We start from the raw sequence: 20445 nt of genomic DNA, 5'->3' as shown, positions 1-20445 counted from the left end.
GCCGACGAAGACATACGGGTCAGGTCGTCTCAACCTTGCGGGTGAGCCCGAGCCGGGCTTCCGCCAGCCTCGCGTAGGCCGGGTTCAGCTCGATGCCGAGCCAATCGCGGCCGAGCTCTCGCGCGACGAGCCCCACCGTCCCGCTGCCAAAGAACGGGTCCAGCACGACGCCTGGCTGAGACGTAGTCGGGGCGAAGCACTGCGGCCCAACCGGCCCAAAGCCGTCGTTTCGAACCGAAGCCCACGGCAAGCCGCAGTCCGAACAGACGAGTGCCGGGCAGGTGGCCAGGATCGGGCGGCGCACGAGCGTGGGCGGGAAGGTCGCGAAGTGCGCCCCGCGAAAACTACTGGTGGCGAGCGGCCAGACGTCGCCGGGGTTCTTGCCGAGCGGATGCCCGGCTCGGCCTTGCGCTTTCGCGCGGGCCAGGCCGCCTCGGCTGGCCGCCAACGGGCCCGCCCCGATGTCTGGCCCGTCCGACTGGCTGACGCTGCGTCGGGAGTGCTGGCTGCTGGTGTGTGGTTCGCGGATGGCATCGAGGTCGAAGTAGTACGACGGGGAGCGCACGAACAGGTAGACCACTTCCCAGGTCAGCGTCAGCCGGTCGCGGGTCGAGGACGGCATGGGGTTGGTCTTGGACCAGATGACCTTGTTGCGCAGGAGCCAGCCGTCTGCCAGCAGCGCCAGGACGAGGCGTTCTGGGGCGGCCAGTAACGACTTCGGGGCCGCACCGTAGCGCTCGTGCCGGGAGAAGGCATCGCCGAGGTTGAGCCAGAAGGCACCGCTCGGTTTGAGCGTCCGGGCGATTCCGGCTGCTACTTCGCGCAGGCCCTCGACCCATTCGGTGACGGTCGGTTCGCTGCCGAGCTGGCCGGACGCGCCGTAGTCGCGCAGCTGGAAGTATGGCGGCGAGGTCACCACGCAGTCGACGCTGTCGGTCTTGAGGGTCGCCAGGGTGGCTACCGCGTCCCCGATGAGGATGGTGTTGCGCGGGCCGCTCATACCTGCGCCCCCTGCGTGATGCGGGCCGGGGCATCCGCAAAGAGCACGACGACGAACAGCGGCCAGGCTTCCGTGGGTTGCTTGCCCAAGACCTCAACGAGCTGGGCGTGGCGGCGCTCGTCGGGCACGAGCCACAGCACTCTGGGAAAGAAGCCGGAGCGGGCTTGCTCGGTGCCGGACTGCCAGTAGTGGCGGTAGGTTTCGCACTTGCGCGCGAGCGTCGTCTTGGACTCGGTGCCCCGGTCGACCTCGACAAACCAGCGGTCCTCGTAGTCGCCGAGCTGGATGCGCAGGTAGGCGTCGGGCTTGAGGACAACCCGGCCGCCGCCCGGCCCCGAAAACGACCGCCAGCAGGCTGGTTCGCCCGTGAAGCCCACCAGGCTCAAGTTCCCGGACCGCTCGGCTTCGACGAGCCGGACGTACGCTTCGGTGACGGCCAGGCTGTGCTCGAGGAAGGGCAAGCCGATGTTCCACGGCCGCAGTCGGTTGCTGCCCGGTTCGCTCAGGCGGTGGCCCGCCACGTCCAGGCTGTAGACGAAGCGACCTGAGCCCGCTCGCGTTCCGCCAATGGTTCGAGGTAGGCGGGTGACGAGACGCCGGTCAACCAACTGCGCCAATGCCTGCCGCGCCCGCCGCCGGGTGAGATCCGTGAAGCAGAGCCGTTCGAGCTGCCCACTGGATGCCAGCCGCACCCGCGCCAGGGTGGCCAGGACGAGTCGGTCACGAACAGAGAGGGAACGCTCCAGTTCGGCAACGGTTCGAGTAGTGACGTAGAGACGGTTCATTCATGTGTCCTCCAGTTAGTAGTAGGAGCCGTCTGCACTTTCGGCTTGAAAGCGCATCCTGACGTGCATGGGATGGTCAGCGTTCGCGACGCGATGGGAAGGGCGATCGGAAGGGCCCGGCTCACGTCGGCCGCTCCCTGCGACCGAGACCGCCAGCCACGGGGCCGCCGGTGTGCCGGGTAAGAATCGCGGCTTCGATGTCGGCCCGGCTCATGCCATATCGCGCCCGGGACCGGGCTCGGACAGCCGCAGCTTGGCCGGTGGCCGGCGGCGGTGGAAGGGTGACGGCGGTCGCTGGAGGAGCCACCCGCGCACCTGCCGAGAGGGTCGTCACGACTTCGTAGGCACCGAGGCCCTGGAGGTCGGTAGCTTCGAGCTGCGGGGTCAGCTCACGGGCGAGCGTCCGGGCATCGCCGGAGGCGACCTGGAAGATGACTCGGGAGCGGGCGTTCGCCAGTACTGCGGCTTGCAAGCCGTTGGGGAGCTGTCCGAGATGCTGGTGGGCCAGCGTCAGGCCGAGGCCGAGTCCCCGGGCTTGAGCGAGTACGTCGGCGATACCGAGCGGTAGTTTCAGGTAGTCCTGGAACTCGTCGATGACCATCATGGTCACCGGCCGGTCGGTGGCGGCAAGGGCGGCTCGGCGCTGCACCGCCTGCCAGACGCGAGCCACCAGGAGCGCCCCGATGAGCGCGGCGGCTTCTTCTCCGAGCAGGCCCTTGGCCAGCGGTACGAGCAGGATCTTGCTCTGCGCCAGAGCCCGGTCGAGGTCGAGATTGGGCCGTGCCTGACCGAGGATGTTGCGCAGCCGCCGCCGGAGCAGGAAGGCTCGGAGCTTGTTCAGCACTGGCCCAATTGCCTGCGCCCGCTCAGCATCCGACATCGCCGCAAACGCCGCCCAGAACGGACCGAGCGCCACGGGATCGTTGACGCGGGCCACGAGCCGCCGCCGAAACCCGGCGTCCGTCAGGAGCAGCGGCACCTCGGTTAAGGTCATCCCCGGCACGCCCACCAGGGTCAGGAGAGCCGAGCGGAGGATGTCGTCGGTGCGGGGGCCCCACGACGATTGGTACAAGCCGTGCAGGATACCGACGAGCTGCTCGGTGACGAGCTCCCGTTCGCCTGGGTCCGCGGCCAGCAGGTTGAGGCCGACTGGGCGCTCTTCGTCGGTCGGGTCGAGCACGATGACGTCATCCAACCGAGACGGTGGTACCCGGTCGAGCACATCCGCCACGAGATCACCCTTCGGGTCAAGCACGACGACGCCGCGACCGGCCGCCATGTCCTGAGTGATGAGCCCAAGCAACAAGGTGGATTTCCCGGAGCCGGTCGGCCCGATGACGTGGAGGTGCCGGAGGCTGTCGAGTACCGAGAGGGCCAGGGGACGCTCGGCTCCCGGGAAGGTGGCCCGGGCGACCACCCGGCCGGTGCGAGGGATGTCCGAGGCCGGGGCCAGTTGACGGCAACCACCCAGTCGCAGGCCCGGCAGCGACACATCGCGTAAGGGAAAAGCCACCAGCGCAGCCACTTCGGCTGCATTGAGCGTGGCGGGTATCCCGACGAGCGGCAGCCGGTGCTCGGCCAAGCTGCGGGCCACGAATCCGTTGGGCAGTCCGCGCCGATGCAGATGTACGCCGGGGGCGTTCGCTACGTGGAAGGCAGCCAACGTCCGCTGCATGAGCGACCGGGCACGGCCCTGGCTGGCCGTCAGCCCGACCCGGCCGGTGGCCACGAACAGCGGTGCGGCTTGCTTGGCGCGCGCCGCCCGCAGGCCTTCCGCATCCGGCTCGCCGTCCGGACGGCCGCGCCACAACCGACTCAGAACGCTGCCTGAAGACACATCCACGCCCGAGCTGACAGCGACCGGGCCGGTCGGCATGAGCGACCACTGCACCACGACTCGTTCACCGGGGCCGAGTGGCTGGAGGCTGGCAAGCAGCGCGGTCGAGACTGTCTCCGCCTTTTCGACCGACAACATCCGGCCGTGATTGGACAGCCCGAGCTGAGCGGCCAGCTTCGGCACGGGCAGGTCGTAGGTGTCGTCCGGGCGGACGCCGACGTTCGGGAGGGCGGCCCGCAGGCTCGCCAGCACCACCGGCGCGTGCCGCTCGGGCACAAGCAGGTGGTGGGCGATGCCGTCAGCCGTGGCCGATGTCTCCAGAACAACCGCCCGCGCCACGAACGGCCGGTGCAGCCGGGGCGCGACCAGACCCGACAGCCCCGACACGAACGCCACCACCGCGGCCGGATCGAGCCCACGCGGAAACTGCAAGACGTAGGCCACGAGTTCCTGCTGCCAGGTCAGATGGCTCCTGGAGCGGATCAGCAGTAGCCCGCCGATAAGGAGCAGCCCGCCGCCGGCCAGCAGGGCGAGGGCCAGGGCGCCGTTCATTCGCTCACCTCCGCCGTGGCCTCGATGGCCCCATTGGTTACCGCTGGCGCGGCCTGGCGCTCGTCCTCCTCTTGGAGCTGACGCGCCAAGGCGATGAGGGCCAACACATACAAGTGATAATTCGGCTCCTCCTTTCGTTGACCTCTCACGTGAATGCGTTGGCCCATGGGTTCCCTCCTTCGGCTTACGTGTTGACGGTGGTCAACATCGGTTGGCATATGAATAGGGCTGGCATTGATTCACCTCGCCCTATAGTTGTTATATGTTGACGGAGGTACACGCGGCTTTGGGCAAGTCGCTAGAAATACCGAACAATTACCGATACTTCTTGGGGATTGTCACAGGCTGAACAGAAGGCGGGTCACACAGCTCCCGCGCCAGGTCTTGCAGCTCATCTGCACGGGCTTCGGCTTCCCGCGCCGCCAGTTTTCCCATGAGCTTGATCCGACTCTTTCTGGGCATGACATATCGCAGCTCCGTTTCATGAGGAGAAAAGAATAATGATGGAAAGTTGCTGGTTCGGCCACGCTGGAACGAGACTCGGATGAGCTACGGCCGCCGGAAGAACCAGCGCAGGAGCCGCAGCACCACGAACAGGCCGAAGACCAGGAGTACCCAGCCGCGAATGCTCACGAGAGCAGCCCACAAGACGGGGCCGTTGACGGCCAGAACGAGCCAGAGAACCAGCAGGCGAGCGAACCAGGCCCGAGCGGGGCTGCCGTGCTTGCCGCTCATCTCGTAGGAGGCGCGGCGGGCAACCGCCCGCAACAAGTCGAGCGCGTCGAACTTGCTGTCGCGTTCGCTCACCAGCCAACGTCCCGCCGCGAGCCCCGCTGCGCCTGCCAAGCAGCCCGCTCGCGCTGGCAGTCCGCGCAGTTTGGGTCATACCGCCGCGTCGGCACCACCGGCTCGGTTAAGCGTTGGCGGGTCTGGTGCTCCAAGGTGGAGATTTCACGGAGAGCCCGTTCGTAGTTCGCCCGGACACGCAACCACTCCCGTTCCTCGCGCTGCGCCTGCATCCGCCGAACCTGCAGTTCGCGTTGCGCCTGAAGCCGCTGCTCGCGGTTCTCTCGCTCTACCTGCTCGTGCTCCAGCCAGGCCAAGCCTTCGGCTGCAGTCCAGCACACAAGACAGATCAGGCCCAAGACCAGTAGGCAGACGATGAAACCGGTCATCTGCCCTCCATGTAGCGCACGAGAATACGGGTGGCGGCATAGGCGAATTCCTCCTGCATGCGTCGAGCCAGGAACTCGGCCTCCGATCCGCGCGCGAGCTGCTCCGAGATGTCCGACTCGATGCGAGCCAGCGCCCGCACCCCTTCGCGGTGCAACTCGGTTCCGTTGGCGATTCGCCGTTCCGCCACCGCCGCGCGCAGGTCTTCCCGGCGTTCGATACCTGCCCGCTCAACCGCCGCCAGGTTGTCGATGTGTTGCAGCTCTTGCCGTGCCCGCCACGACAGCTCACTGCTCGCAGGGTCGTAACGGTCAAGGCCGGAACTGGCCGGCGTCTGCCCGTAGCCCGGTCGCTGGGGCCCAGTCACAGTTCAGTCCTGGCCGTGGCCACTGCCTGATCGGTGCGGCAGGGCGGGCACAGCCCCCGGTCGGCCAGTCGTTGCCAGTTGCGACGGCTAACCCGGCGTTCGGCTTTTCTCTCCAGTTGGTTCATGAATTTGGTCCTTTCGCTCAGCCGCCCCTTCTCTCGGCGGAATAGCGCGAGCGTAGAACTCCGCAAGCTCTTAGCACTAGGAAAACTTCCGCCGTATTGGGACGTTGCGGACTCGGGTGATTGACGAACCTGCGGAGTGCGGGTTCGCCGAGCTGACGAGTTGAGAGGTTGCCGGTTTGCGGCTTTGAAGAGTTGGAGACTCGAGCCGAATAGATATGCTTGAGCTTGTAATTAATGAATGAATGTCTTATTACTAATTAATCCAGGTCAAACCCAGAGTTCGTTCGCGCTCCGGGTTTGACCTGGCAACCCATGCCGGGCAAGAAACAAGGAGTCCGGCATGACAAGAACCCCCGCCCTTGATCGTCTGGGTGAGCGAACGGCAGAAGCGTTCCTTCTCCACGTCCTCACAACAGAATTTCAGACAGCAGACGACGCCAGCAACGGCCAGATCACTGTCGTGGATCGAGTCCGCATTCGGACCTACCTGCGAAGCCTCGATGAAGCCGACGCCGTGCACGTCGTCTTCCTACTCCGTAGCGGCCATATTGCCGATGTTCGAGTAGCCGTCCTGAAGGCCTTGGACTACCACGCCGCGCTCGGACTGGACCGGAACTTCGCCCAGATCATCGCCCACTGCCTCGATGCCGTCGAGTTCAACCTTTACGATCTCGGCGCCAAGATGCTTGACAGCCTCGACACGCTGACGGGCGATGTCAGCGCCGTGCTCGTCGAGCTGTACCGGACCGGTGAAGCGCAGATGGATGTCAACGACACGGCCAACGCCGAATATCTCAACAGCCTCGACGACATCGGCGGCGATCTCCGATTCGAGAGCTGCCGCCAGGTCATTGGCGATCTTGCCGGCCGCATGGTGGCCGCCCGCCTCATGAAGACCCGCGGCCTCGAACTGCTGCTCGCCTGGCTCGCCGCGGCGGACGCAGCCTGAACTGGTCGGCTGAGCCACATTTCAAGATCAAGAGGGAGCCCTCCGGTATGCCGGAGATGCCCACCAGCCTCCGGCTGGTGGGCATCCTTCGTTTGGCTGATTGGCGGGGTATGCTTCTCCTCCCCAGTCGGGTTGATCACTCGCCTTGGGGAACGTGTGGTGCACCGCTCGGACATCGACCAGATGACCCGGGGCTCGCCTCACGAAGGCACACCCGCGTCAGACGGTTCTCCTGCGAAGCAGTTGGGAGTGCCGATGCACGAGTCAATGCAAGTTGTCGAATGCCTTACCCGCGAACTGGCGAACCTGGCTAGCTACGGCTGCCAACCGGAACGGCTCGCCAGTCTTCCGACCCTCAGGGAGGTGATTCGGGTGGGCGACTCTTTGCAGCGGTCAACCGGCGAGGTGATGCTGGTGATCTTTGTCGAGGCGATCATGTCGCTCACTGGTGTCTACATGTTCAAAGGACACGAGGTCCCCGCTGGCACGCTCAAACGTTGCTATCTCGCGGTGTTCAACCTTGATCCGGTTGAGCCGCGAGTGGATTTCCGTCGTCAGCATGTCATCATTTGGCTTCAGAAAGCTGGAGCCCTGGGTGCCTGCAAGATTAGCAAGTGGCGCACTTCTCGTTATGAGGGTGCGTTCCTGGAGATCTTGGCAGAGCATATCATTACGACGCACGGGGCCGAGCCACGAGCGATCTGATCCCAATGCCAGGGACTTAAGCGGTTTCGGACTCGTTCGGGGTTGCCTGGGCTTGGTGACACTTGGTCACGCTGCGGGTTGGTGATCGAGGCGGTCGGTGTGCGGGGCCGGGCCGGATGCTGCCCTGGGGGCAGACTGTCCGGGTTTGAGGGGGCCTGGCGTTTTTAGGGTGGAGGCTCCCCAGTACAAAGAGGGTGCTTACGCCATTCTCGTGCCAGGGAGCCTCCACGTGTCTTTGTACTCCGTTTCGTCGGTAAACGCGACTGCTGGCGTGGCGGAGGGGGAGAATCTCCTCTCGCGGGTGGTCGCGGTGCCGGTCTCGGCACTGGTGTGGCCGGTGCGCGAGGGCTCGGGCGGAGACGATCGGTCGGGGCTGGTGATCGCGCCGGCGGTCCCGGTCCGCTCGGGTGACCTGGTGGTGTGGTGCACGATTGTGGCGGTGACCAGGGCGAAAGTCCGCCGCGACGGACGGGTTCAGGCGGTAGGTCGCCCGGCCGAGTTGGCCCGGCTCGGCGCGCTGGAGGAGGAGTTGGACGTGATGGCCGGTCCCGGGACGGTTGATCGGGTCGCGGCCGGGGTCACTCTGGTGGGGAAGATCAAGGGGGCCCGGCGGCGGGAACTGGACGTGGCGTTCGTCGTGCGGGCGGTGCTGCTGATGACGCTGATGCCGGACGCTGATTACCGGCAGATCATGACCGTGCTTTTGGGGGATCTGATGCGGTTGCCCTGGACGCGAGAGCGGGTGATCCCCTCACCCACGGTCCTGTCCCGGTGGCGGGCCGCGATCGGGGCCGAGCCCCTGCGACGGTTGCAGCAGCTGGTGCTGGACGCGACCATCGCCGAACTACGTTCCGGCGCAGGTGGTATCGATATCGGTGGGGGTCTGCGGGTCGCCTCGATCGATGGGTCCGTGACCCGGATGCCGGATACCGGCGCCAACCGGGACGAGTTCGGGACCTCCGCCAGCGCTGGCAGCGGGTTCCCCCAGATCCGCCACCTCCTGATCTCGGACGCGCTCACGAGGGCCACCCTGGCGGTCGTCACCGGGCCCGCCGGCGGCGACAAAGGAGAAGCCGAACAGCAGCTTCTGGACCGGGCCCTGGTCGAGTACCCACAGGTGTTCACGCCCGACCGGGTCTTTCTGATGGACCGCAACTTTCCCGGCGTCCCCCGGATCAGCGCCGTCCTCGCCGCGGGCAGCCATGTCCTGATCCGGGTGAAATCCGATATCCGTCTGCCCCCGATCGGTGCGACCTTCACCGACGGGTCGTATCTGGCGAGTTTGTCCGGCGGTGGGAGCACCCTGAGGGTGCGGGTGATCGAGTACCACGTGACGCTGGCCGGGGCCACGACCCCGGAACTGTTCTGCCTGATCACCGACCTCCTCGACCCGATCGACCATCCGGCGCATCTACTCGCCGCGGCCTACCGGTGGCGGTGGGACGGATCCGAAACCGCCCTGCGGGAAGCGAAATCCACCCTGAACGGAGCTGGACCCGGCACCGGGGCCATGCTCCGCTCCCAGACTCCGGTCCTGATCACGCAGGAACACGCCGCCTGGATCACCAGCACCGCCCTGGTGAATGCCCTGACCCGGACCTCCGCCTCAACCAGTCGTCCCACCACGAAAGGCTCCCGGACCGGCCGGCCGGTGCAGGCGCGGGATCTGTCGTTCACCACCGCCCGCCGCACCGCGATCACCAGTATCACCGCGGTACTGCCGTCCGCGGTGCGAACCCAGGTTCACGCCACCGCACTGACCGCCATCGCCGCCAGCCGCATCACCACCGATCGCAACCGCCACCGGGACCGAAAGATCAAGACCAGTCAGCCGTTTCCCCACGCCACCCTGGGCATGAGCACGGTCGTGACCCCCGCACTCATCCATGTCTGCGGAGCCAGCACACCGGCGTCCGCCACGATCACCGACCTACGCACGGCCGGCCCCGCCGCACCCCCAGCAGAGAAAATCACCGAATACGCGGCCTGAAACCAGCCGCACGGGCGACCTCCAACAGCATCACCGCAGGACCTGTGGACCCTGACGCCTCCGGCCGCACCGCCGGTCCTCACCATGCCCACCCGCACTTCGTTGCTCTCCGCAACCACCCCACCCACCGAAACAAGTCACCCGACCCCAATGAAACCGCTTAAGTCCCTGGCATTGGATCTGATCCGGTCAATCCAACAGTCGTTGTGATCCCGTCATACTGGACAAGTGAAAATGGAGCTACCGGAAGGTCCGGTAGTAGTCAGGCAGGCGACTCCCTCAACCAAGCTCTACGGAGAAGCCTTGGCGGATAAAACCCGCAACACAGTGCATCACGGATGTGTCGGGTCGAGCTAGTCTTGACCAATATTTGCCCTTTGGCTGACGAGGAGTTTGAAGACCGCTTAGACGTGGCCTTGTCAGCGACGGCCGTAAGACATTGGTTCTCTAGAAGGCCTAAAATACCGAGAACCTACCTAGCAAAGGCTCGGAGATCTCGCCGATGCAGGTACGCCGATGGAGTTTCGTTCACGACTGGATGATCCAGTACGGCGGCCCCCGGGATACGCGATCCCGGGGGCCGCATCCATTTCGCGTGGGTCAGGCTCGCCCGATCAATTGCATAGCCACTAGCGTTAACACCGGACCGATGGCGCGAGCGGGTCAATCTCAAGCCGAACCCGCCGTCCGCGACGCCCACGTCACGTCGTTCACCGTGAGCGTCCCCTCCAGCTCATCTAGCCAAGCGCATCAGACGGTCGAAAAGGGCGCGGATGTGCTGCAGTGGGCCATTGAGAAACTACCGGCGCTTTGTTTGGCCCGATCATCCGGCACAGGGGAATTGAGTACCGCGTGGAAGGCCTACTGGCGCGGCAAGCGCCTACTTGACGCGCCCCATCATTCACCGAACGTAAGTTCGACCTCGAAAGCAATGGGTGTGCGTCTCTGAAGTGTCTTTCTTGTCACCAATCCAGACAGCGGCGTACACGCACTTTGATGTGCTGAGCATTACGTTGCCGTAGGTGGGCGCTCCGACATACGGCGCATCGAAAGCAGACCGCGCGTTATTGTCGTCTGGTCGGACGATGTCAACATGAATAGCGATGTTAGTGGGAATGCTCGCCTTTGGAAACGGTTCGAACCGGGCCCAAGCAACACCGCATCCAGGTGAATACTTGAGTTGCGCTGAACCTGCGGGCAGGCCGTTGTAGTCGACTTCAGCGTCATTGAGCTGGTATTCGGCGGGATCAGAAGCGCATCCTGAGTCCTCGGGATCAGCGCCGTCCTTGATGACCGCTGGGGCTGTCCACTCGGGCTCTGACCTACCGTCTGAGTGCTGCTGATATAGAACCACGATGGCGATTAGGGTCGCCGCGACAACAACGCTGCCAACGGCTCCTATGCGCCACCAATGTCTCTTGGCAATTCCTCGCGGCGCAGCTCCAACCGACACATCTTGTACTTCGGCCCGGTCATCCGTCTTGGTGCTATCGGCGTCCGAGACAGTGCCAGCTGCCACCACGGCGTGCGCCCCTGCTGCTCGCAGCGCCTCCCACCGAGCCAGCCAGTCGTCCGGATCACTGCCGCACGCCTTCACGTAGGCCGCAACAGTTGGCCAGGTCGGCATCTTGCGACCGCTAGCAGCGTCTGACAGCGCCGTCGCAGACTTCCCTGACCGCCTCTCCATCGCCGCATAGGTGGGCTCGCCTGCCTTCCTGCGCAGTTCGCGTAGGTCATGGGCGAAGGCGGCCAAGGGGCTCTCGTTCGGATCGAGAGGTGCTTCCGGCCTGCCCATCTCTGCTCCAAGGTTGTCCGCGTTTAACCGCACCGCTCCAGTCCGAGCAAGATCCGGGTCAACCGGCTCCCGAAGCGCTACACAAGTACTCCGACCATCTCGTTCTGCCTCAGCTCCGGCTGAATCATCTCATGATCGACGTTGAGTCGGGCTCGTTTACGGCAGTCCCTCGCACGCATGGACCTGCACGCTCCCTCTGCGAGGTGCCGCCGCCTCACCTCTCCATCAACAACGGAAGGCCCATCATGAGAAGCACACGAGCTAGATCGTTCGGTCGGCACGCCCGAGTGGACACCTTCAGCTCCCGGCCCACGCGTCGCCGGATGGCTCTGCGTTGGGGTGGAGTGTTGGCGTCAATTGGGGCCGCCGGAGCCATCACCGGAATTGCGCCGGCCGAAGCGGTCACCGGCTATCACGTCATAGTTGGCTCTCTGGGCCTCAGGGCGCACAACGGTCCAGGAACGGGCTACGACGTTGTGGGAAGCCTGGTCAACGGCCAGGAGATCGACATCGCCTGCCAGACCAAGGGCAATCTGGTGGGCACGGGGCTACCAGGTACGCCCACCGACGTCTGGGACCAACTCACCAACGGCTGGTTCATCACCGACTACTACACATCGACAACAGGCTTGGGCGGCGCCTACACCCCCGGTATCCCTGAGTGTGGGGTCGCCCCCGCCCCTGCGCCGCCGCCCGCTCCGGTGCCGCCCACACCTATCTACCAGCGCCGAGTTGCAGCCGCCTGGGCTATTCACAACTACAACCTCAATCCGAATAACTCGCCCTATTTCAATGGCGGGAGCAGCGGCACCGATTGCACAAATTTTGTGTCGCAGGCTCTCTGGGCCGGAGGACTGTCAAGAACACCCGACTGGACAGATAGCTCACCAGATAAGTATGTCGCTAGTTGGAAGAAGGGCGGAACGCCTGCAGAAGTTCAAGCCAATGCGTTCAAGGACTACGTCGTCAACAACAGGTTGGCAACGATAACAAGGGCCAACTGGTCGGATAATACCGCTGGCGGCGCGCAGTGGGGCGACATCATCGCGTACGATTGGGAGATCAAGGACGGCATCCGGCGCCGACATGGAGCGGATGGCTTCATAGACCATCTCGCCATTGTCACCGGATTCCGCGACCAGACAAATCCTCTAGTCACTCAGCATTCGACTTCGCGGCTAAATCGCTATTGGTCTTGGGATCCGGCTGCCAACGATTGGATTGAGAACAGCTACAAGGCCAAGGGTAAAGATCAGCAGCCGCGAGTTTACTTGATTCACATTATCAAGTAAACTCGAACGGTAAGAAGAATAATCTCATTACCGACTTCAATCAACATGGACTGTCCGGACTATATCTCGCCAACGACGGTGGACCACGGGTTGACATGTGGACGGGTCAAAATCTGGAGTCAGGATGGTTCTGGATATTTACGCCCGTCAAATCAATCGGAACAGCAATTACCGACTCATCCGGCTCGAACCCACCCTTTTACTACGTTGTCATCCATACTTATGGCGTTATAGATCTCCGCGTAATCGCTGTGCAGTTCGTGATAATCATTCTACTGGCGGTCGTGATTCCATACCGGATCTGTGGGCGTGGTCGGTTCGGGATGGCAATGGGTATTGCCGCCGCACTGACAAGTGTCGCCCTAGCGCTAAGCGTGGGAATCATGAGTCCTTTTACCGGCGGTAGACCGTTAGTTTCGATCTTATATTATATCGCTACCGCGATCATTGTCGTGAGTTCGGTAGCCGTCATTGCACTCGCCCTATCCCGGAAGCGAGCTTTTCGAGCTGCTTCGCAAAAGGGGTCACACGCGGTCAGACGCGGTTAACCGCGTTGTCCGCATAGTCGAGAGCCCTTTTCGAACAGTGCAAGCCCGCCCGAGGATTGGTTCGAGGCGACGCGTGATCGATCCGATTTGACGTCGATAAGGAAAGGATAGGACAGGAGTTCAACTGCGCGTTCCGCTGACCAAGAGACGACGAGATCTTGGAATCACCCGATCCCTGCCCTACACGAGTCCGTACGCACGGCGTTAATAACGGCTCCGAACCGATCCATTCGCCTGTCGGCAAACACTTCAGGAGGTCTACTTTCGCGGATCCAATCTCAGAAGCTGCAGGCATTCGTCGCGCATGAATCCCTCAACTACCAACGGAGGGTTGTATTCAATCCCTGATGCGATCTCACGGGTATGGATACGAATCTGGCGCCAATTTGGCCCGGGCGTCCTTGCGTCGAGTGGGCGACCCTGCACGTCCTCGATATATGTCCCGAATACAATGCCGCTCAACTTGGCCCATACCGCTCCTGCCGCGCACATTGGGCATGGCTCGTGCGTGGAATACAACCATGCCCCAGGCAAATATCGGTCTCCAATCAAAGCTGCGGCTACGCGCAGCGAATTCAGTTCGGCATGAGCCGTCGGATCGCTGGAGCCGGAAAGAGTTGTGTAGGAAGCGGCGAGAATATTACCTTCGCGAACTACGACGGAACCGATTGGATACTGTCCTGACTCATTACCTTTATGCGCTTGTTCGATGGCGGTTTCCATCGGCAGTCGAAATGGATGGTGCGCTGACATGCGAGCTTTGCTCCTTAGTCATCTAATAATAATGACTATCTCTATCATTTCCAAGGTGAACAATTCGACGGAGGTTCCGGCGCTGTGCTGACTGAGCGGAAAATTTGTTGGCGAATTACTCGGAAATGCAATCTCAGATGCGTCCACTGCCTGGCCGGCGACGGAAATCTGTACCGACAAGACCTCGATGAACCCGATCTTTTGCGTATCGCTGAAGCAGTCATTGATATGGGCGTCACAAGAGTAACTTGGACTGGCGGCGAGCCCTCTCTCTCAGCAAGTTTGCCGTCACTGATCACACTTCTGCAGAATGCGGGCGTGTCCCAGGTGCTCACGACTCATGGCTTAAGAATCTCAGAAGAGTTGCGGCAGGCAGCCGACCCGTCTCTTGTCAGATTTCGTGTCAGCTTTGACGGCCTGGAAGAAACGCACAACAAGATCCGAAAGTCGAAAGGCTTTCGCCGAACCCTCGCGACCACTCAATCATTGATTGAGTGCGGATTCATTGTCGAGGCAAACATATCCGTCATGCGGGAGAATGTTCAGGAGGTGCCAGATCTGGCACAACTCCTTAAAGCCCAAGGAGTGAAGCGAATCGTGCTTCTTACTCTCATGATGAGGGAGAGTGCCATCAACAACGGACTCATTGGGCCGTCTCGCGAGGAGCTGACGGCTCTCAATGAGAGACTTGTGCATGCGGGCTTAACGGACATAGTAGCCCTAAACGACTACGGTCAGAGTGATGATCGATATGTTGTAGTTGAGTCAGATGGTGAAGTATTCATTTGTGCGGATACTTTGGACACTTCGTATGGGTCATTGTTGGAGAATTCACAAAATCTGGCCGACGCACTCGCGGCTCAAACGCTGAGTCACCGGCAGCTGATGTCAGGCGCACGATGAAAGACATCATTGTAACTATGCGGTCCATCGGGGGCAGGAAAGACCACGGCTATCCGAGAAATCGAGCGCGCCAGGCCTGATATCTCTGTTGTGCCTGAGCCAACTCCCGAACAAGAGCTGTCTGGGCTTGAGCTAAGGAGCACCGACCGATCGGGAGTAGAGCTTCAGCGCAGGATCCTCCAGCTCAAGAAGGACGCAATTTGCTCATGCATGGCATCGACCATTGTTGTGGACCGATGGTTTGCAGAGGACCGTGAAATATTCCTGCGGATGCATCAAGCTCTGGGAAACCTATCTCAACGACAAGCTGATGAATTGAGAGTCAGTATCCTTGAAGTCGAGAAAACTTTTCCTACTCCTCGGCTGTGCATTTATCTATACGGCGAGCCGGAATTTCTGCGGCGTCGACTCATTGCAGACGAGCGCCCCGAATGGCTCGTGCGATCCTTGGATCTACAAATTCCCTTCTATTGGAAATGGATTTCCGAGGAGGATATGCCGATTCGAATGGTAGATACTTCAAAATCGACCACGCTTCAGGTGGCCGAAATCGTGGATCAGATTTTGGAAGATGAACTTAGTAGCGATTATTGTTGACAGGTCCAAGGAGTAGGACCTTCATTCGAGTGGGTGACATCAACATGGCTCAGGACACGGAACTCGACTACCTAGGAAATGAGCGAGACAGAGCTTTTCAACGCCAGCAGTCTACCTGGCAGTCGCAGGATCATGCTTGGCAAGTCCGTAGGTCGGCCCAGGAGGCTCTCAACCAAGCGCGCGATCGACAGCAAGAAACCTACGAACTCCAGCAACGTGCCTGGGAGCATCGTAGGTCGGCTCAATCGGCTACGAGCCAAGCTTACGAAGAGAAACAAGAAGCCTACGACGACCAGCAGCAGGCATGGGAAGAGCTCCAGCGTCTGCGCGACAGCAATGGCCCTCGTATCGGACAGCTCCGTGAGGAGCATGACGACATGTTCGAGCGAATCAAGTCGCTTTCGGTGGACATCGACAACGCTTTTTCTTGGGGCAACAAGGACGACGCTTTCAACATGATTGAGGAGGTGAAGCAGCTTCGTAGTGACATCCGCGAGCTGCCACCGCAGTGGCGAGAACTGTCTAGCGATATCAATGATGCCAAGGAGGTTCATAGCCGAGCATCAGAGCGATTCCGTCCTCTCCAGGCGGAATTCCTGCGGTTGCGCAGTATCTCGGACCAGGCCAAGGTTGAACATGAAAGGGCCCGCGATGAATTCAGGGCCGCTCAGGCCGCCCGCGCTGAGGCTCAGGGAGCGTTTGAGATAGCTAAGGCAGAGCATGAACGTTGCCAAAATGAGTTTCAAGAGGCAAAACGAGAGGCCGAGCGCTCCAAGGACATATTCAATCGTCGTCTGACAGAACTTCGCGCCGAGCAGCAGCAGCGCAAGGACGACAAGCGTTCACTCGCTCAACACGCTGGCGTGCCTGAGCAGTACTGGGATGACGTGTGGGTATCTACTGATGACGACGGCAACGTCAATATCTACTTCGGTGGCGTAGATGAATCCGCGGGCGACGGCCACGGGCACTACGTCATGGACGCCTCCGGGCACGTGACGTATCGACGCGACCCGTTTGAGTCTCACGGCGCGCACAATTTCACCGACTACGAGGAGCGACTGGCGGCGCCACCCCGCGCTCAGAAGAGTAACTGGTACACGAAGAGCGATGGCCGAGACGAAACGATCCATCTGATGGTCGATAAGGATGGACTTCCGACAACGCAGTATCCTCATGTCCATGTCATCCACGACGAGAAGCATGACGAGATTCGGATTGTGGCCTCGTATGGCCCGCACAGTCATTCTGACTACAAGATCACTTTGAGCGGCGATGCATCTGGCAACGAGGTCAACGCGGCAGTGGACGAGATGAGGCGCTACCTTTAAGCTTGACCATTCAAGCGAAGAGTTTACCATTGGTGCTATGGGGACCGCCGCTTTAAGTGAACGAATGGCCTGGGATGAAATCGCAGGGGCAACCGATCAGGTCGGGATGTACTATCAATGGTGTCGCGCAGTCCTCAGGGCTCATGAAGCTGCAAGGATTACACGGACTGGGGCAGCCGGGATGATGTGTCCGCGACAGCATATGGATCAGTTTCGACCCCTAGAGGAATCTGCTGACGTCCAGATAATTATGAACTACGCCTCCGATATTTTCGATGGTGCAGCATATATTGGGGCGGAGGGCAACCTCGATAGAGATTGGGGCTATATCTCAGAAATCGTTGCAAGGCACAACTGATCAGCAGTTCGTTCGCCAACGGCCGAGGACGACCGTTGCATCGCTCGATTCCCTGTGCTCCATGTGGCCGAGTCATGTCAGGATCGAGTCATGCCTGACGAGCAGATCACCAGCATTCTCGCCCTGGACGGCCTCCACCTTGTAGCGACCCTGGTCCAACCAGACGAGCCCACAGACCGAGCCATCGTCCTCGTCCACGGTGGCGGTGTCACCCGAGAAGAGGGCGGCTTCTTCACCCGCCTGGCCGCCGGCCTGGCCGAGGCTGGCGTAGCCTCGCTGCGCTTCGACCTGCGTGGCCACGGAGAGTCGGAAGGCCGGATAGAAGACCTGACCCTCGCCGCGGTGCTCAACGATATCCGCGTCGCGCTGGCCGCCGTCCGCGAGCAGACCGGCGCAGCGAAAGTCAGTCTGTTGGGGGCGAGCTTCGGCGGCGGCATCTGCGCCTACTACGCCGCCAAGCGCCCGGCGGAGCTGGAGCGCCTCGTCCTCCTCAACCCCCAGCTCGATTACAAGAAGCGGACCATCGACAGTCGACCGTTCTGGCAAGACGATCACTTGGTCCCGGAGGCTGCCCGTGAACTGACCGAGCAGGGCTACCTCGACTTCTCACCGAGCATCCGCCACGGCCGGGCGATCTTCAACGAGGTGTTCTGGTTCGACGTCGAGGATGTGCTCGGCCAGATCACGGCGCCGACGCTGCTGGTCCACGGCACGAAGGACACGCTCGTGCCGATCGAGACGACGCTGGCGGCGCTGCCGAAGTTCCGAGCTGAACACCGGCTGGTCAAGATCGAAGGCTCGCAACACGGCTTCGCGGTTCATGATGACCCGCAGTACCTCAACCCCCAGAGCCAGGAGTGGCAGGCGTTCGTCATCCGGACGGTCACCGAGTGGATCACGGCCTGACGGAGCCGGCCGGGCAAACCCGGTGGGCTATTGGAGCACCGCTTCCCGGAACCGCTGCACCGCGGGGCGGTCCGTCCACGGTGCGAGCCGAGCCGCGACCTCACCGAGCACTCGCCGCGTCCGCTGCGAACTCGTCGCCGTCGCAGCCTGGAGCGAAGCCAGGCCGACGCGCGCCGCTTCGTCCGGCTCACCGCACAGAGCCAGCGCCACGCTATGTCGGGCTCGAAAGAACCCTTCATCCCGGCGCGACAACGTGCCCGTGGCAATCACGCCTCCGAGCAGCTCCGCCGCCCTCGCGGGCCAGCCCACCTCGATGTAGCAGACCGACACCCGCAAGTTGAGGGTGGCGTCCGTCAACGACGCGCCGAGCGAGCTGCCCTCGTCACCCGCCTGGTCGAGCAGCCCCCGGGCATCGTCGAGTTTCGTCAGCACGGTCGGTGCCGATTCGCCCAGCATGGCGAGCCCCAACGCTTCCTGCTGCGCTACCTCGGCCCGCATTCGCATCGGCAACTGCCACGGCCCTTCTTGCGCTGCTTGCGCGAGCGTTAGTGTCCGCAATCCGTCGCGCACGTCGTAGGCCATCTGCGACCGGCGCAGCAAGACGTAGCCCTGGAGCTGGGCGCTCCCTGCTTCTTGCGCCCATTCGGCCGCTCGGTCGTACCAGTAGGTGGCCGACTCGAAAGCGCCGGCATCGCGGTACAGCCACCCGGCAAACTCCGACCCTCGGGCGGCTAGACACAACAGCTCCCGCCGGACCGGCAGGCTCACCCGCCGCGCACTCGTCTCAATGGCGGCAATCACACTCAGCGCTGAGGGCAGCGCCTCGACTGGCCCCTGGTCACCGTCCCGGGTCTGACACTCCACGAGCTTGGTCTCGAAGTAGGGCACCTGCTCGGCTTCGGTCTGCTGCCCTGCCTCATCCACCGTCTGGCTCAGCTCGCGCAGTTGGTTGACGTTTAGGTGCGGCAGTCCCGAGACATCCACCGAGGCAGCTGATTCGCCTGACCAGGCTCCGCCGTGGGGCTGTTGCGTCACAACCGCCTGTGGCGCGGAACTGCCTGGCCGACCGTCTGTTTCGGCGAAACGCGCCCGCTGCTCATCGGAAGCCTGCGCCAGCGCCGTATCGAGCATGGCCTGAAACTCGGGACGGGGACAGCGGTTCGTTCCGGCCGCTTCCCATTTCGAGATGGTCCGAGGGCTGACGCCCAAGTACTCGGCGAATCCCCGCACGCTTAACCGGAGGGCTTGGCGAAGCAGCCGGGCTTCACGCCCGGTCCATTGCTGCACCATTGCCAACGTTGACCCCCGTCATCCGTCTCGCGATTTGGGACACCTTACCGGGTGATCATGGGGCATCGGAAGGGCAACGGAGGTTCCACGCACGGCCATCTTGCCAGGTCAAACCCTCCGCCAGGGTTGATATCGGCACCGGGACAGGGCGCCGGAATCCCTTTCAAACCCGCCCGTCTCGGTGCCCTCCATCGTTCACGGACGAGCGAAAAGGTACGTGATGCCGAAACCTATTCTGGTCGGCTACCAGACGGTGCGCGTCAGTACGTCACCAGAAGAAGTGAAGCGCGGGCGGCGTCTCCTGACGCGATTTGCAGCTCAAGAAGGCTACGCCCTGGCCGGCATTTTCGTGGAGCGCGATGCGAATCGGCCGTGCTCGGCGCTCGTGGCGCTCATTGAGGCGGCGCGCCGCGGTGGCGTGTCAGCTATCGCCGTACCAACCTCAGCCGACCTGGGCAGCCTGCCTCGGGTGCAGCGCCTCACCCGCGAACGCTTGATCCGTGAGACCGGCCTGCGCGTCCTGATCGTCGAGGCTGCCCAGTGAACGGCGCTCAGTCGCAGACCGGTCAGCCGTACGCGGGAGATCGCGTGGTCATGGAGGTCGTGGGTTTCAACGGGCGGGCCAACGAGATTGAGTTCAAGTTCCGGCGCGACGGCATCGAAATCTGGCATCAGGAGCATTGCTGCGCCGTGCTTGATCGAGATCTGCTGCGGCAGTGGCTGATGCGGCCCTGGGGCCCGCTGGTGGTCGATGAAGTCCGGCTCGGTGGCGGGGCGGGTGCGGCTATCGCCCTGAGCCTTCCCGGCATCCCGGCCTGGACACTCTCGCCGGTTGTGCTCGCCCAACTGCGTGAGCGGGTGTGAGGCGGATGGAGCCGAAGGCCTTACAGAAAGAGCTCGAGGCCCGGGGCCTGGTAGTGCTAGCAGTCGCTCAGCACCGCGCCAGCCCAGAAGTCCTCGTGGTCTACCTGCATGGCAATGCCGGGCAGTGGGTGCACGGGATGGCGCTGGAAGTCTTCCGAGGGGTGCCCGGGGTCATCGCGGTCGTGGAGAGCGTGCAGACGCCGTCGATCATTTTGGTTCGGGTCGAGCCGATCGACGCGGCAGGCAACGCATAACCCGGATCGGTCGGTCCGGCAAATATGCCGCCCGGCGACAAGTTTGTCCGCTGCATCAGCCCAATAGGCGT

19 protein-coding genes and 1 pseudogene are annotated in these 20445 nt (G+C 62.6%); 11 read left to right on the top strand and 9 right to left on the bottom strand.

Going from position 1 to position 20445, the window contains the following annotated elements; translation table 11 throughout:
• Positions 1-19 precede the first annotated feature (19 nt).
• The 6 genes from AC08OU_RS01655 to AC08OU_RS01630 form a co-directional block, all read right to left on the bottom strand.
• On the bottom strand, positions 20-1000 hold the full coding sequence (locus tag AC08OU_RS01655; RefSeq protein WP_476604121.1) for a DNA-methyltransferase: 981 nt from the start codon (positions 998-1000) through the stop codon (positions 20-22).
• Positions 997-1785, bottom strand: coding sequence for a replication-relaxation family protein (locus AC08OU_RS01650; protein ID WP_476604120.1), 789 nt, complete (start codon positions 1783-1785; stop codon positions 997-999). Before AC08OU_RS01650 ends, AC08OU_RS01655 begins: the two co-directional genes overlap by 4 nt.
• 121 nt (positions 1786-1906) lie before the next feature.
• Positions 1907-4174, bottom strand: a complete 2268-nt coding sequence (locus AC08OU_RS01645) for a type IV secretory system conjugative DNA transfer family protein (RefSeq protein ID WP_476604119.1) — start codon at positions 4172-4174, stop codon at positions 1907-1909.
• A 549-nt stretch (positions 4175-4723) separates the two neighbouring features.
• On the bottom strand, positions 4724-4981 hold the full coding sequence (locus tag AC08OU_RS01640) for a hypothetical protein (protein ID WP_476604118.1): 258 nt from the start codon (positions 4979-4981) through the stop codon (positions 4724-4726).
• Positions 4978-5349 carry a hypothetical protein gene (locus tag AC08OU_RS01635; protein ID WP_476604117.1) on the bottom strand — a complete coding sequence of 124 codons (372 nt, stop codon included), beginning with the start codon at positions 5347-5349 and terminating at the stop codon, positions 4978-4980. The genes AC08OU_RS01640 and AC08OU_RS01635 overlap by 4 nt, the downstream gene beginning before the upstream one ends.
• Positions 5346-5714, bottom strand: coding sequence for a hypothetical protein (locus tag AC08OU_RS01630; protein ID WP_476604116.1), 369 nt, complete (start codon positions 5712-5714; stop codon positions 5346-5348). The genes AC08OU_RS01635 and AC08OU_RS01630 overlap by 4 nt, the downstream gene beginning before the upstream one ends.
• A gap of 465 nt (positions 5715-6179) precedes the next feature.
• Here AC08OU_RS01630 and AC08OU_RS01625 point away from each other — a divergent pair, with 465 nt between their 5' ends.
• From AC08OU_RS01625 to AC08OU_RS01615, 3 genes are all read left to right on the top strand, one after another.
• The gene (locus AC08OU_RS01625) at positions 6180-6788 is read left to right on the top strand and encodes a hypothetical protein (protein ID WP_476604115.1); all 609 of its coding nucleotides are present in this window, start codon (positions 6180-6182) and stop codon (positions 6786-6788) included.
• Between the two features lie 249 nt (positions 6789-7037).
• Positions 7038-7493 carry a hypothetical protein gene (locus AC08OU_RS01620; RefSeq protein WP_476604114.1) on the top strand — a complete coding sequence of 152 codons (456 nt, stop codon included), beginning with the start codon at positions 7038-7040 and terminating at the stop codon, positions 7491-7493.
• 271 nt (positions 7494-7764) lie between these two features.
• Positions 7765-9483: a transposase gene (locus AC08OU_RS01615; RefSeq protein WP_476604113.1), complete on the top strand. Its 1719-nt coding sequence runs from the start codon at positions 7765-7767 to the stop codon at positions 9481-9483.
• Positions 9484-10384: 901 nt separating this feature from the next.
• Here the strand turns inward: AC08OU_RS01615 and AC08OU_RS01610 are convergent.
• Positions 10385-11236 carry a helix-turn-helix domain-containing protein gene (locus AC08OU_RS01610; protein ID WP_476604112.1) on the bottom strand — a complete coding sequence of 284 codons (852 nt, stop codon included), beginning with the start codon at positions 11234-11236 and terminating at the stop codon, positions 10385-10387.
• A 365-nt stretch (positions 11237-11601) separates the two neighbouring features.
• Here AC08OU_RS01610 and AC08OU_RS01605 point away from each other — a divergent pair, with 365 nt between their 5' ends.
• Positions 11602-12570, top strand: a complete 969-nt coding sequence (locus AC08OU_RS01605) for an amidase domain-containing protein (RefSeq protein ID WP_476604111.1) — start codon at positions 11602-11604, stop codon at positions 12568-12570.
• 806 nt (positions 12571-13376) lie between these two features.
• Here AC08OU_RS01605 and AC08OU_RS01600 read toward each other — a convergent pair.
• On the bottom strand, positions 13377-13871 hold the full coding sequence (locus AC08OU_RS01600) for a nucleoside deaminase (RefSeq protein WP_476604110.1): 495 nt from the start codon (positions 13869-13871) through the stop codon (positions 13377-13379).
• Between the two features lie 84 nt (positions 13872-13955).
• Between AC08OU_RS01600 and AC08OU_RS01595 the strand changes: the two genes are divergently transcribed.
• The 4 genes and pseudogenes from AC08OU_RS01595 to AC08OU_RS01580 all read left to right on the top strand — a co-directional run bounded on the left by AC08OU_RS01595 (position 13956) and on the right by AC08OU_RS01580 (position 17966).
• The gene (locus tag AC08OU_RS01595; protein ID WP_476604109.1) at positions 13956-14774 is read left to right on the top strand and encodes a radical SAM protein; all 819 of its coding nucleotides are present in this window, start codon (positions 13956-13958) and stop codon (positions 14772-14774) included.
• A 33-nt stretch (positions 14775-14807) separates the two neighbouring features.
• Positions 14808-15371, top strand: a pseudogene (locus tag AC08OU_RS01590) (deoxynucleoside kinase); the annotation flags it as partial.
• A gap of 29 nt (positions 15372-15400) precedes the next feature.
• Complete coding sequence (locus AC08OU_RS01585) at positions 15401-16702, top strand: hypothetical protein (RefSeq protein WP_476604108.1); 1302 nt, start codon at positions 15401-15403, stop codon at positions 16700-16702.
• Positions 16703-17150: 448 nt separating this feature from the next.
• Entirely contained in the window at positions 17151-17966 is an 816-nt protein-coding gene (locus AC08OU_RS01580; RefSeq protein ID WP_476604107.1) for an alpha/beta hydrolase, read from the top strand.
• 27 nt (positions 17967-17993) lie between these two features.
• On the opposite strand, the gene AC08OU_RS01575 is transcribed toward AC08OU_RS01580, so the two are convergent.
• On the bottom strand, positions 17994-19256 hold the full coding sequence (locus AC08OU_RS01575) for a helix-turn-helix domain-containing protein (protein WP_476604106.1): 1263 nt from the start codon (positions 19254-19256) through the stop codon (positions 17994-17996).
• Positions 19257-19473: 217 nt separating this feature from the next.
• Between AC08OU_RS01575 and AC08OU_RS01570 the strand changes: the two genes are divergently transcribed.
• From AC08OU_RS01570 to AC08OU_RS01560, 3 genes are all read left to right on the top strand, one after another.
• Positions 19474-19800 (top strand): hypothetical protein, encoded by a 327-nt coding sequence (locus tag AC08OU_RS01570; RefSeq protein WP_476604105.1) that lies wholly within the window; start codon positions 19474-19476, stop codon positions 19798-19800.
• Positions 19797-20120 carry a hypothetical protein gene (locus AC08OU_RS01565; RefSeq protein ID WP_476604104.1) on the top strand — a complete coding sequence of 108 codons (324 nt, stop codon included), beginning with the start codon at positions 19797-19799 and terminating at the stop codon, positions 20118-20120. The genes AC08OU_RS01570 and AC08OU_RS01565 overlap by 4 nt, the downstream gene beginning before the upstream one ends.
• Positions 20121-20215: 95 nt before the next feature.
• Complete coding sequence (locus AC08OU_RS01560; RefSeq protein WP_476604103.1) at positions 20216-20374, top strand: hypothetical protein; 159 nt, start codon at positions 20216-20218, stop codon at positions 20372-20374.
• Positions 20375-20445 lie beyond the last annotated feature (71 nt).

It is taken from the genome of Frankia sp. CcMO1, from assembly GCF_977945845.1.
This window is presented reverse-complemented; position numbering and strand designations above follow the sequence as displayed.